Source organism: Nocardioides immobilis (assembly GCF_003515065.1).
Lineage (GTDB): Bacteria > Actinomycetota > Actinomycetes > Propionibacteriales > Nocardioidaceae > Nocardioides > Nocardioides immobilis.
Map to the genome: position 1 here is coordinate 18,985 of NZ_QXGH01000001.1, position 19,442 is coordinate 38,426.

The following is a 19,442-nucleotide window of genomic DNA, read 5'->3' on the forward strand; positions in this document are numbered from 1 at the left end:
CTGCTAGCCGGGACTGACTCTGTTGCGTTGGGCCGCCGTCTCCATCGCTCTCAGGCAGAGATCGAGGTGGCGGTGCTCCTCTCTCCAGACAGCCCACGTGCTCAGGCTGCTGACGGGCTCGCGGGTTTCGAGCGGGAGCCACGGCAGTCCGGCGAAGTCCTTTTCGGCGGTGTTTCGAGTGGCCAACACTGCGTCCGCCCCTGATGTCGTTGCAAGAAGCAGCCCGTGATGGGAGTAGGTCCGGAACATCCACTTGACCTTCGCGCCCCGCAGCCGCTCGACCGAACGCAGTCGGATCTGCTCCTCCGGGCGAGATTGTGCGAGTATCCGCAACCCGTCCAGTTGCGTGAATCGAAGATTGTCGGTTGCGGGCATCCGGCGCCTATTCACAAACACGCAGCCCAACGACTGGCTCAAGATCCGGCGACTCGGCAAGGCATCCGGCTCGTAGTGCACGAGAGCCACGTCGATGACCCCATCGGCCAACATCCGAAGCTGCTCGTCGCTGGAACCCTCGTACACCGAGAAGCTGACCTGTTCCTGGACCTGGGACGTGAAGTCCTTGAACCAGTCGTACGGCACCCCAGGTGGCACACCCAGATTCAGCAGCAGTGCAGCGGCTTCCGCCGCGTCCAACACTTCCGGGATGCGCTCGACGTGGCGCAGGAGACCCACCATCTCGGCGTTCAGTGCCTCGCCAGCAGGCGTCAGGGCGGTGCCCCGAGGCCCTCGCCTCAGAAGTTGATGGCCCAACGAGCGCTCCAGCGAGGTCAGTTGACGGCTCAGAGAGGGCTGCGTCATGTGGAGCACCTCGGCCGCACGACTGAGCGAACCAAGTTCAGCCACCGTCGTGAAGTAGCGCAACTGTCGCAGCTCGAGCATCGCGGTTCCTTCCAGTGAGCCAACTGATCTGCACCTGTCCCGCCCTTATGCGACGCCACTCCCGCACGTACCGATTCCACGCTCCAGGCGCACAGTGCAAGTGCGTGGTCGCGCCGCCGTTGCGGTGGTGATCGTACCTCCGCCAGGCGGGCGGTCGGCTCTTCGTCTAGTCGACGATCCAGCTCGAGGCCGCCCTCACGCGAGAAGCCCGGCGTCCATTCGCAGTCCGTCCATCCGGAGATCGACCAGTCCTAGCCGTCTTTGGTCGTGACGCCTCGCTGCAAACCGAGCATGACCACTGAGAGCCGTACAGGCCGGTCGGTTTCGTTACGCCACCGATGCCGGGCGCCCCGCTGAATGACTACATCGTGGGGTTGGAGGCGCCGTTCTTGACCCTTATCGAGCTCGAGGACGACTTCTCCCTCAAGAACGGTCACGAAGTCGACTGTGTCGGTGCGGTGCATCCCCGGCGGATCCGCCTCCATGACCGAGAACAGACCAGGGAACAGACGCTCACCCTCCTCGAACTGTTCGGCGGTCGGCTCCCTGCCTGGTGCAGACCGGGGCGCGTCGATGACAAGCTGGAATGCTCTGAGCGCCCCTGGCGGCGGGAAGAACGTCATTCCATCGGATCGGCTGTAGGTAGTCTCCAGCAGATCCGAAGGATCCAACGTTGCCAGGACGGGATAGTTGACGAGCTCTGGCGCCATGCTCGCTACCAACGGCGTCACCTGCGCTTCGCTCTCGAAGACGGAGACGCCGTCTGTGTCCACGGCCGTAACGACGAGGTTCATGTACGAATCAATCTCCTAGGTTTCGCGGACTGTGGGCTGCGCTACCGCTGCGCTAGAACGGTCCGCTGTCAGGGTTCAGGTGCGGCGACTCCGCTTGAATCTGGGCTAGTCGAGGAAGAACTCGTCGAGCGCCCGAGTGACCTCCAAGGGTCGTTCCTCCGGCAGATAGTGGCCGCACCCTTCGAGTGCTCGCCCCCGAACATCAGAGGCATAGTCATGCCAGATGCTCAGCACGTCTCTACGACCCAGCCCCCCTGCGGCCCCCCAGAGAGCAAGGACTGGCTGCTCCAGAACTCGTCCCGCGACTCGATCCTGATCGTCGTGCTCGAGATCAATCCCGAAACCGGCTCTGTAGTCCTGGAGCCAGCCGTGCATCGCGGACGTCTCATAGTCGAGGACATACGCATCGAGCGTGGCTTCGTCGATGTGCCCGGCAGAGGCTGGGCCGGCCAGGAACCGGCGTACGTAGTAGTCCAACCGCCCAGGAAGAAGAGTCTCTGCGACGCCAGGCTGCACATGCAGGAACCAGTGCCACATGGCGGTGGCGGACTTGGCGTCTAGATGTTGCAACATCTCCGCACCTGGGATGACGTCGAGGACCGCGAGGCGGGTGACTTCCTCGGGGTGATCCAGCGCCCATCGGTGTGCTACTCGGGCGCCACGATCGTGCCCGGCCACATAGGCGGCGTCGTGACCCAGGTGACGCATCAGGTCACGGAGGTCTTCGGACACTGACCGTTTGTCATGTTCGAGCTGCGGGCCAGAGGTCGAGCGGCCGTAGCCTCGCAAGTCAGGGATGACGACCTGGAACTTCGCATCCAGTGCGGGGGCTACCTCCCGCCAGCAGAGTCCAGTTTGGGGCCAGCCATGCAGCAGGAACAACGGCTGTTCTCCCGAGCCTGCTGTGCGATATGCGATGCGGCGGCCGGGTCGTTCCAGGACGTGCTCTTGCATTTGGGTACTTCCTCGTTGACTGACCGCGACCTCCGAGGTCGCCGGGGTTCGCTGCCCGAGTCTTCCCTCGGAGGGCGGACATTTGGTACGCCGATTGCCACTGAGCGGAAACCTGTTGATACCGGCTTATCGGGACGCGCTCCACGATGACTCCATGGATCTGTCAGGGTCTGCAGTCGTCGCGAGGCACGGCTTGCAATGCACGGCAGCGGCCGCTCCCGCAGCTTTGGGCCCGGCGATGATCGGCGTCGGCAGTCGGTGCGCCCCGCAGGTCAGCGCCATCCCGACATGGTGCAACTGATGGCGGGCAATCGACTCGAACCTGGGAGAAGCACCGCCTCTCGACTCCTCTCCGTCTTGGACGTGTTCAGCATCAAGGCGGAAGAGTTGAGCTTGGTCGAGATTGCGGACCGCGCCGCGATGCCTGTTGCCACCACCTATCGGCTACTCGGTGAATTGACGAAGTGGGGTGCCCTCGAGCGGTTGCCGAACCGGCGGTACCGAGTCGGGCTGCGGCTCTGGGAGGTGGGGTCGCTGGCGCCGCGACAGCGTGACCTTCGTGAGGTGAGCCGTCCGTTCATGCAGGACTTGTACGAAGCGACCCACGAGAATGTGCAAGTCGGGGTTCCAGAGGGCAACGAGGTACTCATCGTCGAGATGGTTTCGGGCCGTAGTGCCGTGCCGACAGTCACCCGCGTAGGGGGAAGGTTACCGCTCCACGCGACAGCGGTCGGCAAAGTCACCCTCGCGTTTTCCGATCCAGACCTGCTGGCTAGGACGCTCCAGCAGGGACTACCCAAGCTGGCGCCTCGAACGCTTACCATGCCTCGGATGCTGATCCAAGCGGTCGAGCAGGCTCGGCAAAATCATTTTGCGTTCGCAGTCGAAGAGATGACGCGGGGTGCTTCGTCGGTAGCGTCGCCTGTTCTCGCGCGGGACGGGACGCTGATTGCCGCGATCGCGCTGGTCGTGCGTGCGTCGGCGGACCTGGGGCGCCTGGCACCTGCGGTGCGGACCTCGGCCCTGGCACTGTCCCGCGAACTGCAGCGGACGCGTTGAGGCACGAACACTCACGTAGTTGTCAGCCAGCGAAACTCCGTGCTTTACGACGTCGCCTTCTTCCCTCACCGTGGCGGCGTGACCTCCGACATTGCCGCTGATCTCGCGGACCTCAGCCAGCTCGACCAGCACACGATGGCCATTCGCAAGGTCGTCGAAGACTGGGCGGTTCTCAGGGACTCCGGACGATGGGATGAGTTCGCGTCGGTCTGGCATGACGACGGCTGGATGACGGCGACTTGGTTCCAAGGACCATTCCGAGACTTCATCCGTGTCAGTCGCGAGGGTTTTGAACGCGGAGTCCAGATCTCGCACTTCCTCGGTGGTTTCACTTGTGAGGTGGCTGTCCCACGCGCCATCGCCCAGACCAAGATGAAGATCGAACAGCGGGCCTCCGTGCACGGCGTCGACGTCGACGTTACGTGCAGTGGCCGCTTCTACGACTTCTTGGAACTTCGTGACGGCCGCTGGGCACTCGTCCGACGCCAGCCGATCTACGAGAGGGACCGCATGGATGTGGTCAACCCAGCTGCCACGGTCCAACTGGACACGGCCCTGCTCGACCTGTTCCCCGTCGGGTACCGCCACCTCGCTTACGCACAGGAGCAGGTCGGGTACCGCGTCATGAGAGGGCTGCCCGGGCTAACCGGTGCCGCGATCGAGAAATTGTACGAGGAGGGAGCAAGCTGGCTCGCCGGCTCACCCGAGCCGGGACAGCCGCTGAAGAACCTCTCACAAGAGGACGATTGAGCCCAACCATCGGGTGAGTAGAACTGCGCTCCCTGGGGAGGACGCAGCGAGTCTGACAGTGCTCCTGCCATGTGTAGTTGACCTGAAGACAGACATGTCGAGGTGGCCAGCCCTCGTCTCGTTGTCGTGACGCGACGTCGATGACTCGACGGCCTGGACGGTGTGCGCGCAACGGAGGAACAGTCGACTGCGAAATCGAGACCGAGGGCCTATTGGCTTCCTCTGGGTGCGTCGTTGCCACTGGTCGGAAACTCGGCATGGACCAATCCGGTCGTCCAGCACGACGGTAACCCTGTGCTTGTCATTCAGTGCGCTCGCCTCAGCGAAAGTGCCTACCCCTTACGAGCATCCCGGTGACTCGTCCTTTGTCGTTACATCACTTGTCGATGCTTGACGCCAGTCCCCACGATCTGGCCGACGCGGCCGCTCATGCCGGCTTCGACTATTGCGGTGTCCGCATCGTGTCCCCGGACGATGGCAGTCCGCTTCACGGTCTGATAGGTGACTCGGAGGAACAGCAACGTTTCCTCCACCGGTGCCGGCGCCTAGGAGTCGCTCTCCTCGACACCGAAGCGGTATGGATCAGACGCGAAACAGATCTTCGCCTGATGGGACCGCTCCTAGATGCGACCGCCGCGCTCGGTGCCCGTTATGTCCTGACTGTCGGGTTCAACGACGACCGGGAACAGTTGATCGATCAGCTCGGGACGTTTGCGGACCTGGCCGCTGAACGAGGCTTGTACCTGCCGCTTGAGTTCATCACCTACACCGCCGTTCCCAATCTCGCTGAGGCGTGGGACGTTGTGCAGTGCGTCGGGCGGGAGAATGTCGGCGTCCTCATCGACGCCCTGCAATTCTTCCGCGCCGGCGCCGAGTTCGACGTGCTCGACCTCATACCTCACCAGCGAATTCCCTACGCACAGATCGCTGACGGTCCTCTCCTGGCACCAGCCAGCATCGAGGGCCTCCGAACTGAGGCTAGGACCGCTCGAATCCTTCCTGGCCAAGGCGAGCTGGACTTGCCGCGCCTGATCAGCGCGCTTCCGGTGCAGATACCGCTTTCAGTGGAGGCGCCTACCCGCGCCTTGGCTGACAGACCTTTCGGCGACGCGGCCCGCATTCTGCACGCCACGATGACGCGCGTTCTCGCGAAGACCCCAACCACGGAGGGAACCATGCCCAATGACGGATGAGCGACCTATCAGCTTGGTGACGGGTGCAGCCGGCGGCCTCGGTCGAGTGATTAGCGGCGCACTGATGAGGGACGGACACCGTCTCGTCGCGCTGGACGTCGCCGAACGCCCACTAGCAGAGCTGACCTCGAACCTGACCTCGCAAGGTTACGACCCCTCAGACGTCATGACCGTGCTCGCGGACCTGCGTGACGAGACAGCCATCGCCGCCGCCGTGGCAGCGGTGGGTGAACGATGGGGCCGCCTCGATCACGTCGTCCACAACGCCGGTATCGAGCCTCCTCACAAGGCATCGTCCGTGACCGTCGAGATCTGGGACGAGACCTTCGCGATCAACACCCGGGCTGGTGCGCTTCTCGTCAAGCACACGGCACCGTTCTGGGAGGCTCAACAAGGGGGGACCTTCATTGCTATTGGATCCCGTACCTGGTTGAGCGGCAGCAGCACGGGGGCGTACGGAGCGTCCAAAGCCGCCCTCGTGGGGCTGATGAGGTCGATTGCCGTCGAACTGGGGCCAATAGGCGTGCGTGCGAACGTGGTTGCTCCGGGGTTCGTTCGCTCCCCATTGAACGCCAGCAAGGGGGATTCGGCCTACGTCGAGGAATACGCGCGCGAGTTCAGTGACCTCGCCCCGCTACGGCGCCTCATCGAGCCGATCGACGTAGCGGAGGCCGTGGCCTTCCTGGTCTCACCCGGGGCCCGCAACATCACGGGCGATGTCATCAACGTCGCGGGCGGCATGCACATCCCTCCGACGGTCCGCTGGCCGAAGACACGGCGACACGGACTGACCGACCGATAGAGAGTGACGATGGACTTCAACGAACACAATGCCACCGACGCAGTGGTGTCCAGCTTCACGCAGGCTTCCGATCCTCGACTACGAGCCGTGATGGAGTCCTTGACCAGACACTTGCACGGTTTCGTTCGCGAGATCGAACCGACACAGGCCGAGTGGGTGGCAGCGATCGACTTCCTGACATCGACGGGGAAGATGTGCGACGACACACGTCAAGAATTCATTCTGCTGTCCGATGTGCTGGGCGTCTCCATGCTCGTGGACGCCATCAACAACCGGAAGCCAACCGGAGTAACCGAGTCCACCGTCCTGGGGCCCTTCCACGTCATCGAGTCTCCGCCTCGACAGCTCGGCGCCGACATCGCCGACGTTCACGCGGGCAAGCCACGATGCGTGATTCGTGGGACTGTTCGTGACCTCCAAGGACGACCGGTGCCGGGTTCCTTGGTCGATGTGTGGCAAGCCGACGACGAAGGCTTCTACGACGTGCAACGAGACGACACGCCCAATCCAGATCTACGGGGACTCTTCACGACCGACGCACAGGGCAAGTATTGGTTCAAGACAGTCTTGCCCAGTCACTACCCGGTCCCCCACGACGGTCCCGTTGGTCACCTGCTCAACCGTCTGGGTCGACACCCCTACCGGCCAGCGCACATCCACTTCATCGCCGGGGCTAGAGGTCATTCCCCGGTAACCACTCATCTGTTCCTAGCCGGTAGTCCGTACTTGGACGACGACACCGTTTTCGGGGTGAAGGCGAGCCTCATTCGAGAGGTAAGGACTGTGGACAACGTCGAGGATGCCGAACTGCTGGAGGTTGCTAGTCCGTTCAAGGCCGTCGACTTCGACATTGTCCTGGACCCCGCGACTGCAGGTGGCGTCGCATGATCGGGGCTCTCACGAGGTTCGTGCACAAGCCTTCGCAGAGTCGGGTGCTCTTCGGCGCCGGCTCGTTGACTTCGCTTTCGGAAGAGTTGGCACGACTCGATATCAATCGTCCACTAATCATTAGCACTCCGGGCCAGCACGACCTCGCCGAGCGGGTTGCAGCGTTGGTGGGGCCGCCGGCCCCCGGGGTCTATCCCCACGCCCGCATGCACGTGCCGTCACAGGTCGCCCAAGCCGCTGTCGAGTATGTGCGCAATCACGACGTCGACGGTTGTGTCAGTGTCGGCGGCGGATCGTCCGTCGGCCTTGCCAAGATGGTCGGTCTGCACACTGGTCTTCCCATCGTGGCCGTGCCCACCACCTACGCCGGATCCGAGATGACCTCCGTCTGGGGACTGACGACCGACGGCGGCAAACAGACCGGCCGAGACGAGCGGGTGTTGCCCCGCACCGTTATCTATGACCTGGAACTGAGCACGAGCTTGACGCTCGAGTTGTCAGTGACAAGTGCCGTCAACGCGCTTGCTCATGCCGTCGAGGCGATGTACGCGCCTGACACCACGCCCATGGTGAACCTGATCGCCGAAGCCTCGGCCGGGTCGTTGCTGGAAGGCGTACAGGGGGTAGCCGTGGATCCCGAGGACCCGGATGCGCGTGCCCGACTGACCTATGGAGCCTGGCTCGCCGGTTCGTGCCTGGAAGCGACGACCATGTCCCTGCATCACAAGCTGTGCCACATCTTGGGCGGATCGTTCGACCTTCCGCACGCTTGGACGCATACGGTCATGCTGCCGTACGTGATGTCGTTCAACCTGACCCCGGGGTCTTCGGCTCACACATTGCTGCAGGCGGCGTTCGGGGTTTCCGATCCTGCGGTCGGTCTGCTCGGACGCCTCGAGCGGGTCGGGTACCGGCGTTCGTTGTCCGACCTCGGTTTGCCCCGCGAGGCAATCGACTACGTCATAGAGCGGGCCATGGCTGCCCCGTACGCCAACCCACACCCCGTGACCGCCGACGATCTGCGAGTCATCCTCGAAGGTGCCTACGATGGAGGCAGACTGCCATCGCGGAGCCCTGCGGCGCCGCCCGAGCCCACATCCGAATGAATAGGGACTTACAGAGGGAACTCGCGTTCATCGTCGAGAAGGTACAGCAGGTCGGTCAGACGCAGCTGTCGAGGCGCCAGGACATCACGGTCGAGTACAAGGCCCATCGGAATGACCTGTTGACCAACATCGACGTCTCTAGTGAGCGCGAGTTGGTGAGCGCGATCAGAGGGCGTTGGCCGCACGACGGATTCCTGGCGGAAGAGGAACACACGTCCGGCAGCGACGCCGAATGGTGTTGGGTCATCGACCCCATCGACGGAACACGGAACTACGTCAGCGGTAGTGGCCCCTGGAGCATCTCGATCGCCCTCGAGCACCGAGGGATAGCACTGTTGGGCGTCGTGCACGATCCCTTGCACGCCGAAACCTTCACAGCCTTGAGAGGCTCCGGCGCACAGTTGAATGCCACCTCACTGCGGGTAGCCACGTCCGGTGCGCTTGGCTCGGCCCTCCTTGGGGCCACGTTCGAGACCAGCGAGGCCGGCAGGTCGACGGCCAGTCGACTCCTCAGTGCCTTCCTCCCCCGCGTGGGAGACGTCCGCCGTCTCCCGGCGGCGCTGAACTTGAGCTACGCTGCCGCGGGGCGGGTCGATATCGGCTTCGTGGTGGGTGGTCGGGCCTGGGATGTGCGCGCTGGCGAACTCATCGCCGCAGAGGCGGGGCTTGAGGTCCGAACTCGCGAGCACGAGGGCTCGACTCTGACCCTCGTGTCCCCTCCAGTCCTGAGTGAGGGATTCCTGCACATGGTCGAGTCATCCTCGTAAGTCAGGACCTCACCCCCCGTAGTCCCACCTCTCCACGTGGCTGGTCGCCTTCTGCATTGCGATCAAGCACACGGTCAGGTCTGGTGGGACTGGCTCGTCCCAGATAGCCCACGTCACAACTTCCGCGTTTTCCTCGTCCTTGCGGAAGGGAAGCCATTCCCACCCTGCGAACTCCTTGAGAGCGGTTTCTTCTCCGACAACGACCGCGTCGACATCAGCAGCTTCCGCGATCAGGCGTCCGTGGTGCGAGAAGGGCCGAAACATCCAGTCGACCTTCGCGCCCGCCGCCTCCGCCGCCGATCTGAGCCGTGTCTCCTCGCCCGGAGTCTCCGTTTGCGCATGCGCCATCACCCTCAGTCCGTCGAGATCCGCGTACGTCAGCGCAGATGAACGCCCACGCGGCCTTGGCTCGCTGAACGCACACCCGAGAGGCTGGGTCAGGACCTTTGCGGACGCGACCCTGGGCGGTTCGGCATGAACCAGACCGACATCGATGTGTCGACCCAAGAGGAGTTTGACCTGTTCCTCGCTTGTCGCTTCAAAGACGGCTAAGCGCAGCCGCGTATCTGCCTCCTCTACGGACACGCGAAAATGAGTGAACCAGGCTTGGGGGAGGCCAGGCGGAACACCGATACTGACCGTCCGGAGGCGAGCGTGGCTCGAACGCAGCACCTCCGGGATCTGTTCAAGTTGTTGGAACACGCCCTGTAGGTGGTCGTAGAGACCGATGCCGGCGGGCGTGAGACTCGTCCCTCTGGTGGTCCGAGCCAGCAGCGGGTAGCCGAGGGACCGCTCCAAGTACGCGAGCTGTCGGCTGAGGGTGGGTTGGGTCATGCGCAGGGTGGCTGCCGCCTTGGCGATTGAGCCGAGTTCGGCCACCACTTGGAAGTAGGTCAGATGGCGCAACTCCATCTGGCTATGCTGCCGAGGCATACCCGACGAGCGCAAGTGCCCTCTACACGTCCTGCCGAATACAGCCCAAAGTTGTCTCCAAAGAACGACCGGTTACGTCGACGAAGGAGGCGGCAAACGTTGGCAGGCAGTCACTCGGCCAGTTTCGACGTGGTGGTGGCCGGCGGCGGAGCTGCGGGCGTCGCCGCCGCCATCGGCGCAGCTCGCGCGGGCGCACGTGTCGCCCTCTTGGAGAAGACTGGCAATCTCGGCGGCGCAGCCGTCTCCGCCTCAGTTCTCACCTACTGCGGGTTCTTCTCGCGGCGTCACGAACTCGTAGTCGCCGGCGTTGGCGCACGCTTCCTCGACGTCCTCGCCGAGGACCACCTCTACCTCACGCACACCTCCCCCGAAACAGGCAACAAGGTCGTACTTCTCGACCTGGAGACCACGAAGCGCGCTCTTGACCGGCTCGTCCTCGAGTCCGGCGTTGAGGCCCTCCTGCACGTGGATGTCGTGAGTGCCGACACAAGAGACGGCGAAGTGCAGGCCATCACGTACGCGCACGCAGGCTCGACGTACTCCATCAGGGCGAACTCGTTCGTAGACGCGACAGGTGACGGTTCCCTCGGTGCCGCCTCTGGCGCCTTGATGGATGAGGCGCCGCCACATGAACGGCAGGCGAGCACGATGGTTATGCGCATTGGCGGGGTCGTGGAGGACGCACAGTTGACAGGGGACGCTGTCGAGGCTGCCGTTCGTGGCTACCGATCCTCGACAGGCGGCGACATGCCACGCACCCGTGGGCCACTCGTTCGGTTGCCCCTTTCGCGGGAGATCATGGCGCTCCTGGTCGACCTTGACGGAGACATGCTCGACCCTGCCCAGCACACGAGGGCAGAGCAGCTCGGACGGCTCCAGGCTCTCCACTATTGGCGGGCCTTGCGAGATGGGATTCCCGGATGGCAGGACAGCTTTCTCGTCGAGACGGGTCCGACTCTAGGTATCCGAGAGACGCGACGCATGGTAGGCCGCGAGCGTGTCACCAAGGAGGATGTCGCATCGGGCCGTCGGCGACCTGACGTTGTGGTCGCTCGTGGCGGTTGGCCGATGGAAAGCCACGTCGGGGTCGGACGTACCGCCTACGGCGGCATTCGTGACGACGCCTGGTTCGACATTCCGATCGGCGCGACCCAGTCTGCGACCTACGCGAATCTCTGGGCCGCCGGACGATTGATTTGCAGCGACTCCGATGCGTATGCCTCGACGAGAGTGATGGGCACGGCCTTCGCCACCGGGCATGCCGCCGGCGTCGCGGCTGCGTGGCAAGCCCTCAAGGGCGAGGTCGATGTCGCAGGGATCCAGGCGACCCTGCGGGACCAGGACGCGCTGCTCTAAGGACTGAGCAGGCACGACCATTCGGGCGTGGGCTGCGATTCTGCAGACATTGACGACATCAACCAATCTTTCGAGTCAGCCGAGGCACCTCCCGCATGACCCAGTCAGTGACCGCCGAGCAGAGCGGCCAGATGAGCCACCGCGGGATCATGGAGGCGCTCACCGGGCTGCTGCTCGCGATGTTCGTGGCGATGCTGTCGAGCACCGTCGTCACCAACGCACTGCCCGCGATCGTCACTGACCTCCACGGGAGCCAGACCGGCTACACCTGGGTCGTCGTCGCCACCCTGCTGACGGCGACCGCGACCACGCCGATCTGGGGCAAGCTCGCCGACCTGACCAGCAAGAAGCTGCTCGTCCAGGCTGCGCTCGTCATCTACTCGCTGGGCTCGCTGGTCGCCGCCTTCGCGCCGAACATGGGCGTCCTGATCGGCGCCCGCGCGATCCAGGGCCTCGGCGTCGGCGGCCTGACCGCGCTGGTGCAGGTCGTGATCGCGTCGATGGTCTCGCCGCCGGAGCGAGGTCGCTACAGCGGCTACATCGGAGCGGTGTTCGCGACGGCCACGGTCAGTGGCCCGCTGCTCGGTGGCGTGATCGTCGACAGCCCGCTGGGCTGGCGCGGCTGCTTCTTCGTGGGCCTGCCGATCGCGGCGCTCGCGTTCGTCGTACTCCAGAAGACGCTGCACCTCCCCGTGCTGCGCCGCGACGACGTCTCGATCGACTACGCCGGCGCGACCCTGATCATGGCGGGCGTCAGCGTGATCCTCGTCTGGGTCTCCCTCGCCGGCACCGACTTCGCGTGGGCGTCCGGGACGACCGCGCTGATGGTCGGCGGTGGCCTCGCGCTCGTCGCGGCGGCGTTGTACGTCGAGGCGCGGGTCGCCAGCGAGCCGGTCGTCCCGCTCCGGCTGTTCCGGGACCGGACGATCGCGCTGGCGACGGTCGCGTCCGTCATGGTCGGCGTGGCCATGTTCGGGGCGACCGTCTACCTGGGCCAGTACTTCCAGCTCTCCCGCGGGATGACGCCGACCGAGGCCGGTCTGATGTCGATCGCGATGGTCGGCGGGCTGCTCGTGTCCAGCACGCTGACCGGCCGGCTCATCACGGCGACCGGGCTGTGGAAGCGCTACCTCGTCGGCGGCACGGCGCTCGTCATCGTCGGCCTCGCCCTGCTCGGCACGATCGACGCCGAGACCCCGCTCGCCACCGTCTCCGCCTACATGGTGGTGGTCGGACTCGGCATCGGCGCCACGATGCAGAACCTGGTGCTGGCCGTGCAGAACACCGCTCCCCCGAGAGACCTCGGTGCCGCGAGCTCGGTGGTCGCGTTCTTCCGAACGATGGGCGGCTCGATCGGAGTCTCCGCCCTTGGTGCGGTGCTCGCCCACCAGGTGTCCTCCCAGGTCAAGGACGGCATCGCCGGGCTGGCGGCCGACGGCCGGCTGAGCCCCAAGCAGCTAGCCGGCCTGCAGCACTCCGCGGGAGACATCCCGGATCTCGACGCGCTGCCGGGTCCGGTCCAGGCGGTCTACGAGGCGGCGATGGGAAACGCTACGGGTCACCTCTTCCTCATCGCGCTGCCGTTCGCCATCGTTGCCTTCGTGTGCGTGCTCTTCTTAAAGGAGACGCCGCTGCGGACGCACAGCGGCCCGGCCGAGGTCGCCCCCGAGGCGACCAGTGACCTCGACGAGATCGAGGAGCTCACGCAATGAACGCGGGCGCCGACTCCGGCCGCACCGAGGCACTCCGCCACCTCGAGCAGGAGGTCGGCGTGCTGGTGCGACGCCTCGCGGCCCGAATGCGGCGCGTCTATTTCGCAACTGCCGCCGGCAGTCCTTGAGTGGGGTGCTCCCCCGTCTGCGCCAAGTCCTCGCGCAGTAGCTCCGCGACCATGATGGCGCTTACGAGCTCGGGGTGCGACAACATGGCGGAGTGGCCGGCGTCCAGGTAGTAGGCCAAGTCTGCGCGGGTGGCCATCTTGCGCTGTACAGCGGGCACGATGGCTCGGTCTCGCCCGCACAGCACGTAACTGGACCGATGTTGGCTCCACCCGGCGTGCTGCGCGATGCCGTAGACGGTGTCGCGATGTTCTGGTGTGAGGCGGTCGAGCGCGTCCTGCGCTTCGTCAGGGATGACATCGCGGTAGAACGCCTCCATCGCCGCCTCGCGAGGGATGAGGACGTGATCGTCGTCGACCCATTCGAATGAGTCGCTGCCCGAAGCCGATTCCCCTGCGACGTCGTTGACGCTCATGCAGCACTCCCCGCGATCGAGCATGAAGGCGGCCAGGAAGAGGAGCCGAAGGGGACCTTGAGAGCGCAGCGTGGCTTCACCGACGACGGCTCCACCGTAGGAGTGGCCGCAGACTAGGGTGCGGCCGGTCAGCCCGGAGACGACGCTCTGCAGGACATCGGCGTGTCCCTCGAGATCATGGCGTCCATCACCACGTCCCTGACCCGGAAGATCCATCGCTAGCGTGTTGATGCCCAATGCCCGCAGGCGGGCCACAACCTTGGCCCATGCCCAGGCGCCGTGCCATGCACCCGGCACTAGGACGACGTTGCAATCGCTCAACTGTGTCACACGATTCTCCGTCCTCAGAGAGTCGAACAATCAGGGCGAGCGCTGGAGTCTGACGACTCTGCTCGGTGTATCGGGGGGCTAGTAGTGGATGAAACCCTCGTTCTGGTGCCCGAGGCTGATCGATGTTCCCGAGATGGTGGCGGCCAGTTCGGAAGCTAGGAACGCGACCGCTGCAGCCACCTCTCTGTCCGTTGTCTGCCCTGGCTCGACCGCCGTTCCGGAGTGCGCGTCCAGCACTAATCCGGGATGCACCACGTTGGACGTGACTCCGGTCCCTACGAGCTCGTCGGCTAGGTTCTTCGACAAAGCTACGACGCCGGCATTCCTGATCGTCCCGGTCACCGAACCAGTTCGGTAAACATTCAGACCACTGATGTTGATGATCCGCCCGTGGTTCCTCGCGACCATGGCCGGCATAGCCTCTCGCGCGAGATTCAGGTAGCCGACGACCTTCGTCTCGACGGCTGCCAACACCCCTTCCGGCTCGGACATCGAGTCATAGGCACCGCGACCAGCAGACGGAGCGGCCGCATTCACAAGTACGTCCACCTCACCGACGTCCCGGGCGATGTCCGCAAAAGCCTGAGCGACTTGCTGGGGATCGCGAGAGTCGGCAGCAACCTGCCGTACCGAGGCCGACAGAGTCTCAGCGGCGCGTGCCAAAGCTCTCGACTCCCGGCCCAACAACACCACCTCCGCTCCTTCATCGACGAAGGTGCGGGCGATGGCCTGACCGAGCATCCCACTCCCTCCGGCCACCAAGACCACTCTGCCTGCTAGACCGAGATCCACTGTTTGTCACCTTCCTGAGGGTGGGGCCACGCGGTGAGCCGCGTCGATGCGTCCCGGGCACAAGTCGGCCGAAGCCTCGCGTCCGAGTGCCGTCTGGAGTCGTGTGCAGCTGTGCGTTGGCGCAGGACCGCGCGCGTTGACGTCCGAACCCCAAGCGTGCAAGCCCGGACCGGAATTGCTCTGTGCGTCGGTGCGTGCATCAACTAGTCGAGCGCACAGAGCCAGTCCTCTAGCAACTCGTTGAATTCGCCGGGTCGCTCCTGATGGATCCAGTGACCACAGCCTTCGAGCGTCACGGCCCGGCTGCGGTGGTCCTTGAAGTGTGCGCGTTCTTGTTCTGCGACGACCTCCTGGGTGCCCACTGCCAACACCGGCATGCTCCGTCGGGCCCAGAGTTGCTGAGAGTTGGGCGAGTTTGCGATGGAATCTGCCGACTGGTGCACGTCGACGACGGTCTCGATGAGTGCGTGGTGAGGCATGGCCAAGATGCGACGGCGGTGCCACATTGAATCGCCCTGGGTCTGATGGAGGCTCTGGTCATTTGATTTCAACCAGGGCGCTCTGGCCCTGCTGGGTAGCGTAGAACCTCCCTTCGAACTCGACCGGCGGTAGGTCGTCGAGGTAGCCGTGGAGCCGCTGGTGGTTGTGCCAGTGGACCCAGCCGAGGGTGGCGAGCTCGACGTCATCGACGGTGCGCCACGGCCCCGGTCGTGCTGGGCCGCGGATGAGCTCGGCCTTGTAGTAGCCGTTGACGGTCTCGGCGAGCGCGTTGTCGTAGGAATCGCCCACGGTGCCGATCGACGGAACGGCGCCGATCTCGGCGAGTCGCTCCCCGTATCGCAGGCTGGTGAACTGCGACCCGGCATCGCTGTGGCACCGCAGGCCCGCGAGCTGGGTGCCACGGGACCAGCGGGCCATCTCGATCGCGTCGAGCACCGTCTCGGTGCGCATGTTCGACGCGACCCGCCACCCGACGATCATCCGAGAGAAGGCGTCGATGATGAAGCAGACGTAGGCGACCCCGGCGAACGTCGGCACGAACGTCAGGTCGGTGACCCACAACTGATTCGGTGCCGTTGCGGTGAAGTCCCGTTTCACCAGGTCCGGGTGCCGAGCAGCAGCGGGGTCCGGTCTGGTGGTGCGGACCCGTTTGGTGCGCCGCACGCCCTCGATGCCCTCGGCACGCATCAGCCGGGCGACCCGGTCACGGCCGACCTCGTGGCCGGCGCGCTTGGCGGCCTTCCACAGCTTGCGTGCCCCGTAGACCCGGTAGTTGTCCTCCCACAGGCTTCGTAGCGCCGGCCGCAGCACGGCGTCACGCTGAGCGCGCAACGACGGCTGCCGGGACTTCGCGGCGTAGTAGGTGCTCGGAGCCACCTGCAGCCCTGCCTTGGACAGGGTGCTGCAGATGGACTCGACCCCGAGCTTCTTGCCGCCCACGACGTCGTCGCGGTTGGCATCGATGAACGCGACTACTTCTTGTGTTGGCGGTCGAGCTCCGCCCCGAAGAAACTGGCGGCCCTCTTCAGGATCTCGTTCGCCCGGCGCAGCTCACGCAACTCCTGCTCGAGCTCCTTGATCCGCTTCGCGTCCGCGGTGCTCACCCCGGGTGCGTGGCCATCGTCGATGTCAGCCTGCTTGACCCACTGCCGCACCGACTCCACGCCGTAACCCAACTGGGTCGCGACCCGCTGGATCGTCCCGTGCTCGGTTCCCAGCTCTGCTCGCAGCGTGCGGACCATCCGGACCGCCGCGGCCTTCTCCTCCGGGGTGTAACGCCGCGTCTGCGGCTTCCCGGGCACCTGCTCCTTCGGCATAGCTCCATCCTCGTTTCCAAGGTCAGGAGCCTCCAAGAAACCCAGGGCGATTCACATGGCCAACCATGCAGGAGTTGCTGGACCGTCCGCTCCAGTAAGCCAAGTTAGAACCTGTTCGATTCCATCGACTCCCTTGACTCGGTCGGCAAAAGCCGCGGCGGCCTGTACGACGTCTGCTTCGAGGGCATACGGAGCGTCCACGACGACGAGTGCCTTAACGAGGTCGGGTCGATCGACCGCCACTAATGAACTGACCAATGCACCCATGGAGTGCCCGACGAGGACAGCCGGACCGACCTCCTCAAGTACGGCCACCACGTCGGTGGCGTAGTCGACCAGGCGGAATCCCGAAGACGGCACAGACGACCGCCCGTGCCCGCGGAGGTCGAGGGCGAGGCAGGTTCGGGCGGAACTAAAGTGCGAGAGCTGCCACACCCAGTCGTTCGAATCGCAGGTCCACCCGTGGACGAACACGAGGGGGGACGATCCGCTGTTCCACCCATGGGTCGTGTAGAAGAGGCGAACCTCTCCGTTGTGCAAGAACGGCATTGACACACTATGACGGGGGATCTCCCGAAGTGGCTCGTGTCACTTTTCGCCCAGCGGAGCAGACGCGCTTATCGGTCAGCGAGAGGCCGCCCTGTGCAGCACGGCGTCCCGGCGGTGAGACTGGTGAAGTGCGACTTCACATGCGGACCTGGGGGCACGGCGACCGGACAGCCCTCCTCGTGCATGGCCTCTTCAGTGACAGTGCGTCATGGCATCGGCTGGGACCTGACCTGGCGGACGACGGCTTCAAGGTCTACGCACCTGACCTGCGAGGTCACGGACAAAGCCCCCGAGGACGCTATTCGCCGACCGACTGGGCACTCGACCTCGTGGAGTCCTATGGAGACACTCGACTCGACCTTGCAGTAGGGCATTCCCTCGGAGGCATGGCGCTCGCTATCGCGGCCAAGACTCTACGGCCAGCAAGCGCGATCTATCTCGACCCTGCGTGGCAGATGTCTGCGGCCGACGACTCGAGATCGCGGGCTCAGTGGAACTCGTGGCTTCTGTGGACGGACCAAGCGCAGTTGCGGGAAACGCTCGGCCCTAAGTGGCCGGAGGCCGACTTGCAGCTCCGATGGGAGTCGATGTGGCGCATGGACCCAGCCACGATCCCCGGTCTCGCCAGCGGAGCCGGCTACGACCACTCCCCGGAAGACGCAGCCGTGCCTACCTTGGTATTGGGAGCGGACGGCAGCTCTTACATCACCCCCGAGCATGCGGCGGAACTACGGACTCGTGGCCTCGACGTGGAAACCATCGAGGGTTCTGGGCACTCGTCCTTCCGCGAGGATTATCCGGCCTTTCTCAACCGGCTGCGTGATTGGGTCGCAGCCCACTCGTAGGGAAGCCCATGGACGGGACTGTCCGCCGACTACCCACCTCACCTCCCCAGCGGCGTCAAGCTTTCCGCGCAGTCACGAGGTCGAGCCAGTCGGTCACGTCCTTGATGAAGGTCTGCGGATCTTCGAGATGCAGCCAGTGCCCGGCATCCGTACGTGTGATCACGCGATCGAGTGACTGGACGACGAAGTCGGGCGCAGCAGCGGCGCGGCTGTCGTTTCGGTAGATCGCTAGCAGCGGCACCCTGCGTGAGCGATGACGCTCGCTGCACTCCGGGTTGAAGTGGAACGCGCCGGGCCCGAAAGCGAACTCACGAAACGACTCACGCATCGCCTTGTCGCTGGCTTGCAGCCGAAATGGATGATGCTTCCTCACGTGCTCGGGGGTGGACCCGCCATCGATGCCGTTGAAGTACTCCAACGCGACCTCACGGGGGTCCTCGTCCTCCAAACGCTGCGCGACAGCCTTGATGCGGTCCCTGTCGTGGTCGGGAAACCCGTAGGCCGGGTCGATGGCGACAATGGCACGCGCGTCGAAACCCGGTTTCTCGGCTAGGGCAACCGCGACTTCGCACCCCGCCGAGTGTCCGATCAGGATCGGCGATCGGACGCCCGTTTCGCGCAGGGTTTCCGCAACTGTTGCAGCAGCGTGCGGGAGCGTGTACGGGCCCGGGTCACCGATTGAACCACCCGACCCAGGAAGGTCTACGGCGTACACAGTGCCGGATTCACGAAGTCGCGGGATGAGCGGAGCCCAGTCCGCAGAGTCACACGCCCACCCATGGAGCAGGACAAACTCTTGACTAGCGTCGTCGCGGGAGGCGGGCCAGATGGTGACGTGCAGTGCGTTCACCATGCGATCGTGTCCTCTCGGGACTTGCTGTGAGAACTGTGATTTCCGCCGAGCGGAATTGGACTGGCTTCTAGCCGTGGGGCGGAGCCGCCACGAGCCGGTCCAGCCAGTGACCCGAGTCGCTGCGCGGGCCTCTTGGTTTCGAAGGTCATCCTTCACGAGCCTGGAGAGGTCGGGAAGTCACGCCGCCCGACATGGGCCGGCCTGAGCTGGCGAACGCTGAGGCGTCGGCCGAAGGCCGTACGCCGGCCGGTTCACCCGCGAGGTGCGTGTCGATAGGCGCGTTGGGCGGGGAGCCGCAGGAGCGTCGCTGGGCGGCGCGACACTCGGATGGATCCGTCGCCAGTTGGGCAGCGGAATACATTCCGCCTCCTAGTCCTCCGGCAACAGGTAGCCTGAATCGCCCTGGGTCTGATGGAGGCTCTGGTCATTTGATTTCAACCAGGGCGCTCTGGCCCTGCTGGGTAGCGTAGAACCTCCCTTCGAACTCGACCGGCGGTAGGTCGTCGAGGTAGCCGTGGA

20 protein-coding genes and 1 other annotated feature are annotated in these 19,442 nt (G+C 64.7%); of the genes, 10 read left to right on the top strand and 10 right to left on the bottom strand.

Annotation, left to right across the window (positions count from 1 at the left end):
* Positions 1 to 3 precede the first annotated feature (3 nt).
* The 3 genes from D0Z08_RS00100 to D0Z08_RS00110 all read right to left on the bottom strand — a co-directional run bounded on the left by D0Z08_RS00100 (position 4) and on the right by D0Z08_RS00110 (position 2,630).
* Positions 4 to 882 (bottom strand): LysR family transcriptional regulator, encoded by an 879-nt coding sequence (locus D0Z08_RS00100; RefSeq protein WP_118921462.1) that lies wholly within the window; start codon positions 880 to 882, stop codon positions 4 to 6.
* A gap of 251 nt (positions 883 to 1,133) precedes the next feature.
* Positions 1,134 to 1,676 carry a cupin domain-containing protein gene (locus tag D0Z08_RS00105; protein WP_118921464.1) on the bottom strand — a complete coding sequence of 181 codons (543 nt, stop codon included), beginning with the start codon at positions 1,674 to 1,676 and terminating at the stop codon, positions 1,134 to 1,136.
* A gap of 105 nt (positions 1,677 to 1,781) precedes the next feature.
* Positions 1,782 to 2,630, bottom strand: coding sequence for an alpha/beta fold hydrolase (locus D0Z08_RS00110; protein WP_118921466.1), 849 nt, complete (start codon positions 2,628 to 2,630; stop codon positions 1,782 to 1,784).
* A 300-nt stretch (positions 2,631 to 2,930) separates the two neighbouring features.
* Between D0Z08_RS00110 and D0Z08_RS00115 the strand changes: the two genes are divergently transcribed.
* From D0Z08_RS00115 to D0Z08_RS00145, 7 genes are all read left to right on the top strand, one after another.
* Positions 2,931 to 3,689 carry an IclR family transcriptional regulator gene (locus D0Z08_RS00115; RefSeq protein ID WP_118921494.1) on the top strand — a complete coding sequence of 253 codons (759 nt, stop codon included), beginning with the start codon at positions 2,931 to 2,933 and terminating at the stop codon, positions 3,687 to 3,689.
* A gap of 78 nt (positions 3,690 to 3,767) precedes the next feature.
* Positions 3,768 to 4,439 (top strand): nuclear transport factor 2 family protein, encoded by a 672-nt coding sequence (locus D0Z08_RS00120; RefSeq protein WP_220453939.1) that lies wholly within the window; start codon positions 3,768 to 3,770, stop codon positions 4,437 to 4,439.
* A 386-nt stretch (positions 4,440 to 4,825) separates the two neighbouring features.
* The gene (locus D0Z08_RS00125; protein ID WP_118921498.1) at positions 4,826 to 5,632 is read left to right on the top strand and encodes a sugar phosphate isomerase/epimerase family protein; all 807 of its coding nucleotides are present in this window, start codon (positions 4,826 to 4,828) and stop codon (positions 5,630 to 5,632) included.
* Positions 5,622 to 6,434 (top strand): SDR family NAD(P)-dependent oxidoreductase, encoded by an 813-nt coding sequence (locus D0Z08_RS00130; RefSeq protein WP_118921468.1) that lies wholly within the window; start codon positions 5,622 to 5,624, stop codon positions 6,432 to 6,434. The genes D0Z08_RS00125 and D0Z08_RS00130 overlap by 11 nt, the downstream gene beginning before the upstream one ends.
* 9 nt (positions 6,435 to 6,443) lie before the next feature.
* Positions 6,444 to 7,322, top strand: coding sequence for a dioxygenase family protein (locus D0Z08_RS00135; protein ID WP_118921500.1), 879 nt, complete (start codon positions 6,444 to 6,446; stop codon positions 7,320 to 7,322).
* Complete coding sequence (locus D0Z08_RS00140; RefSeq protein WP_118921470.1) at positions 7,319 to 8,428, top strand: maleylacetate reductase; 1,110 nt, start codon at positions 7,319 to 7,321, stop codon at positions 8,426 to 8,428. Before D0Z08_RS00135 ends, D0Z08_RS00140 begins: the two co-directional genes overlap by 4 nt.
* The gene (locus tag D0Z08_RS00145) at positions 8,425 to 9,195 is read left to right on the top strand and encodes an inositol monophosphatase family protein (protein ID WP_118921472.1); all 771 of its coding nucleotides are present in this window, start codon (positions 8,425 to 8,427) and stop codon (positions 9,193 to 9,195) included. The genes D0Z08_RS00140 and D0Z08_RS00145 overlap by 4 nt, the downstream gene beginning before the upstream one ends.
* A 9-nt stretch (positions 9,196 to 9,204) precedes the next feature.
* Here the strand turns inward: D0Z08_RS00145 and D0Z08_RS00150 are convergent, their stop codons facing one another.
* Positions 9,205 to 10,107, bottom strand: a complete 903-nt coding sequence (locus D0Z08_RS00150) for a LysR family transcriptional regulator (protein WP_118921474.1) — start codon at positions 10,105 to 10,107, stop codon at positions 9,205 to 9,207.
* Between the two features lie 120 nt (positions 10,108 to 10,227).
* Between D0Z08_RS00150 and D0Z08_RS00155 the strand changes: the two genes are divergently transcribed.
* Both D0Z08_RS00155 and D0Z08_RS00160 read left to right on the top strand, forming a co-directional pair.
* Positions 10,228 to 11,484 (top strand): FAD-dependent oxidoreductase, encoded by a 1,257-nt coding sequence (locus D0Z08_RS00155; protein WP_245993427.1) that lies wholly within the window; start codon positions 10,228 to 10,230, stop codon positions 11,482 to 11,484.
* A 95-nt stretch (positions 11,485 to 11,579) separates the two neighbouring features.
* Positions 11,580 to 13,196 carry an MDR family MFS transporter gene (locus tag D0Z08_RS00160; protein WP_245993429.1) on the top strand — a complete coding sequence of 539 codons (1,617 nt, stop codon included), beginning with the start codon at positions 11,580 to 11,582 and terminating at the stop codon, positions 13,194 to 13,196.
* 97 nt (positions 13,197 to 13,293) lie between these two features.
* Here the strand turns inward: D0Z08_RS00160 and D0Z08_RS00165 are convergent, their stop codons facing one another.
* The 5 genes from D0Z08_RS00165 to D0Z08_RS00185 all read right to left on the bottom strand — a co-directional run bounded on the left by D0Z08_RS00165 (position 13,294) and on the right by D0Z08_RS00185 (position 17,225).
* A complete protein-coding gene (locus D0Z08_RS00165; protein WP_182481067.1) occupies positions 13,294 to 14,067 on the bottom strand; it encodes an alpha/beta hydrolase in 774 nt (257 codons plus the stop codon).
* Between the two features lie 78 nt (positions 14,068 to 14,145).
* Positions 14,146 to 14,859: an SDR family NAD(P)-dependent oxidoreductase gene (locus D0Z08_RS00170; protein WP_147381261.1), complete on the bottom strand. Its 714-nt coding sequence runs from the start codon at positions 14,857 to 14,859 to the stop codon at positions 14,146 to 14,148.
* 203 nt (positions 14,860 to 15,062) lie between these two features.
* Positions 15,063 to 15,338, bottom strand: coding sequence for an alpha/beta fold hydrolase (locus D0Z08_RS00175; RefSeq protein ID WP_147381262.1), 276 nt, complete (start codon positions 15,336 to 15,338; stop codon positions 15,063 to 15,065).
* 58 nt (positions 15,339 to 15,396) lie between these two features.
* Positions 15,397 to 16,676, bottom strand: a protein-coding gene (locus D0Z08_RS00180; protein ID WP_118921484.1) for an IS3 family transposase whose coding sequence is annotated in 2 segments (ribosomal slippage) — positions 15,397 to 16,373 and positions 16,373 to 16,676 — 1,281 coding nt in all. Because the reading frame shifts where the segments join, the coding sequence is not laid out codon by codon here.
* Positions 16,228 to 16,377, bottom strand: a sequence feature (AL1L pseudoknot). Its footprint overlaps the gene before it by 150 nt.
* 51 nt (positions 16,677 to 16,727) lie before the next feature.
* Positions 16,728 to 17,225: an alpha/beta fold hydrolase gene (locus D0Z08_RS00185; RefSeq protein WP_118921486.1), complete on the bottom strand. Its 498-nt coding sequence runs from the start codon at positions 17,223 to 17,225 to the stop codon at positions 16,728 to 16,730.
* A 140-nt stretch (positions 17,226 to 17,365) separates the two neighbouring features.
* Here D0Z08_RS00185 and D0Z08_RS00190 point away from each other — a divergent pair, with 140 nt between their 5' ends.
* Positions 17,366 to 18,070 (top strand): alpha/beta fold hydrolase, encoded by a 705-nt coding sequence (locus tag D0Z08_RS00190; protein WP_118921488.1) that lies wholly within the window; start codon positions 17,366 to 17,368, stop codon positions 18,068 to 18,070.
* A gap of 55 nt (positions 18,071 to 18,125) precedes the next feature.
* On the opposite strand, the gene D0Z08_RS00195 is transcribed toward D0Z08_RS00190, so the two are convergent.
* Positions 18,126 to 18,923, bottom strand: a complete 798-nt coding sequence (locus D0Z08_RS00195; RefSeq protein WP_118921490.1) for an alpha/beta fold hydrolase — start codon at positions 18,921 to 18,923, stop codon at positions 18,126 to 18,128.
* Positions 18,924 to 19,442: the final 519 nt, after the last annotated feature.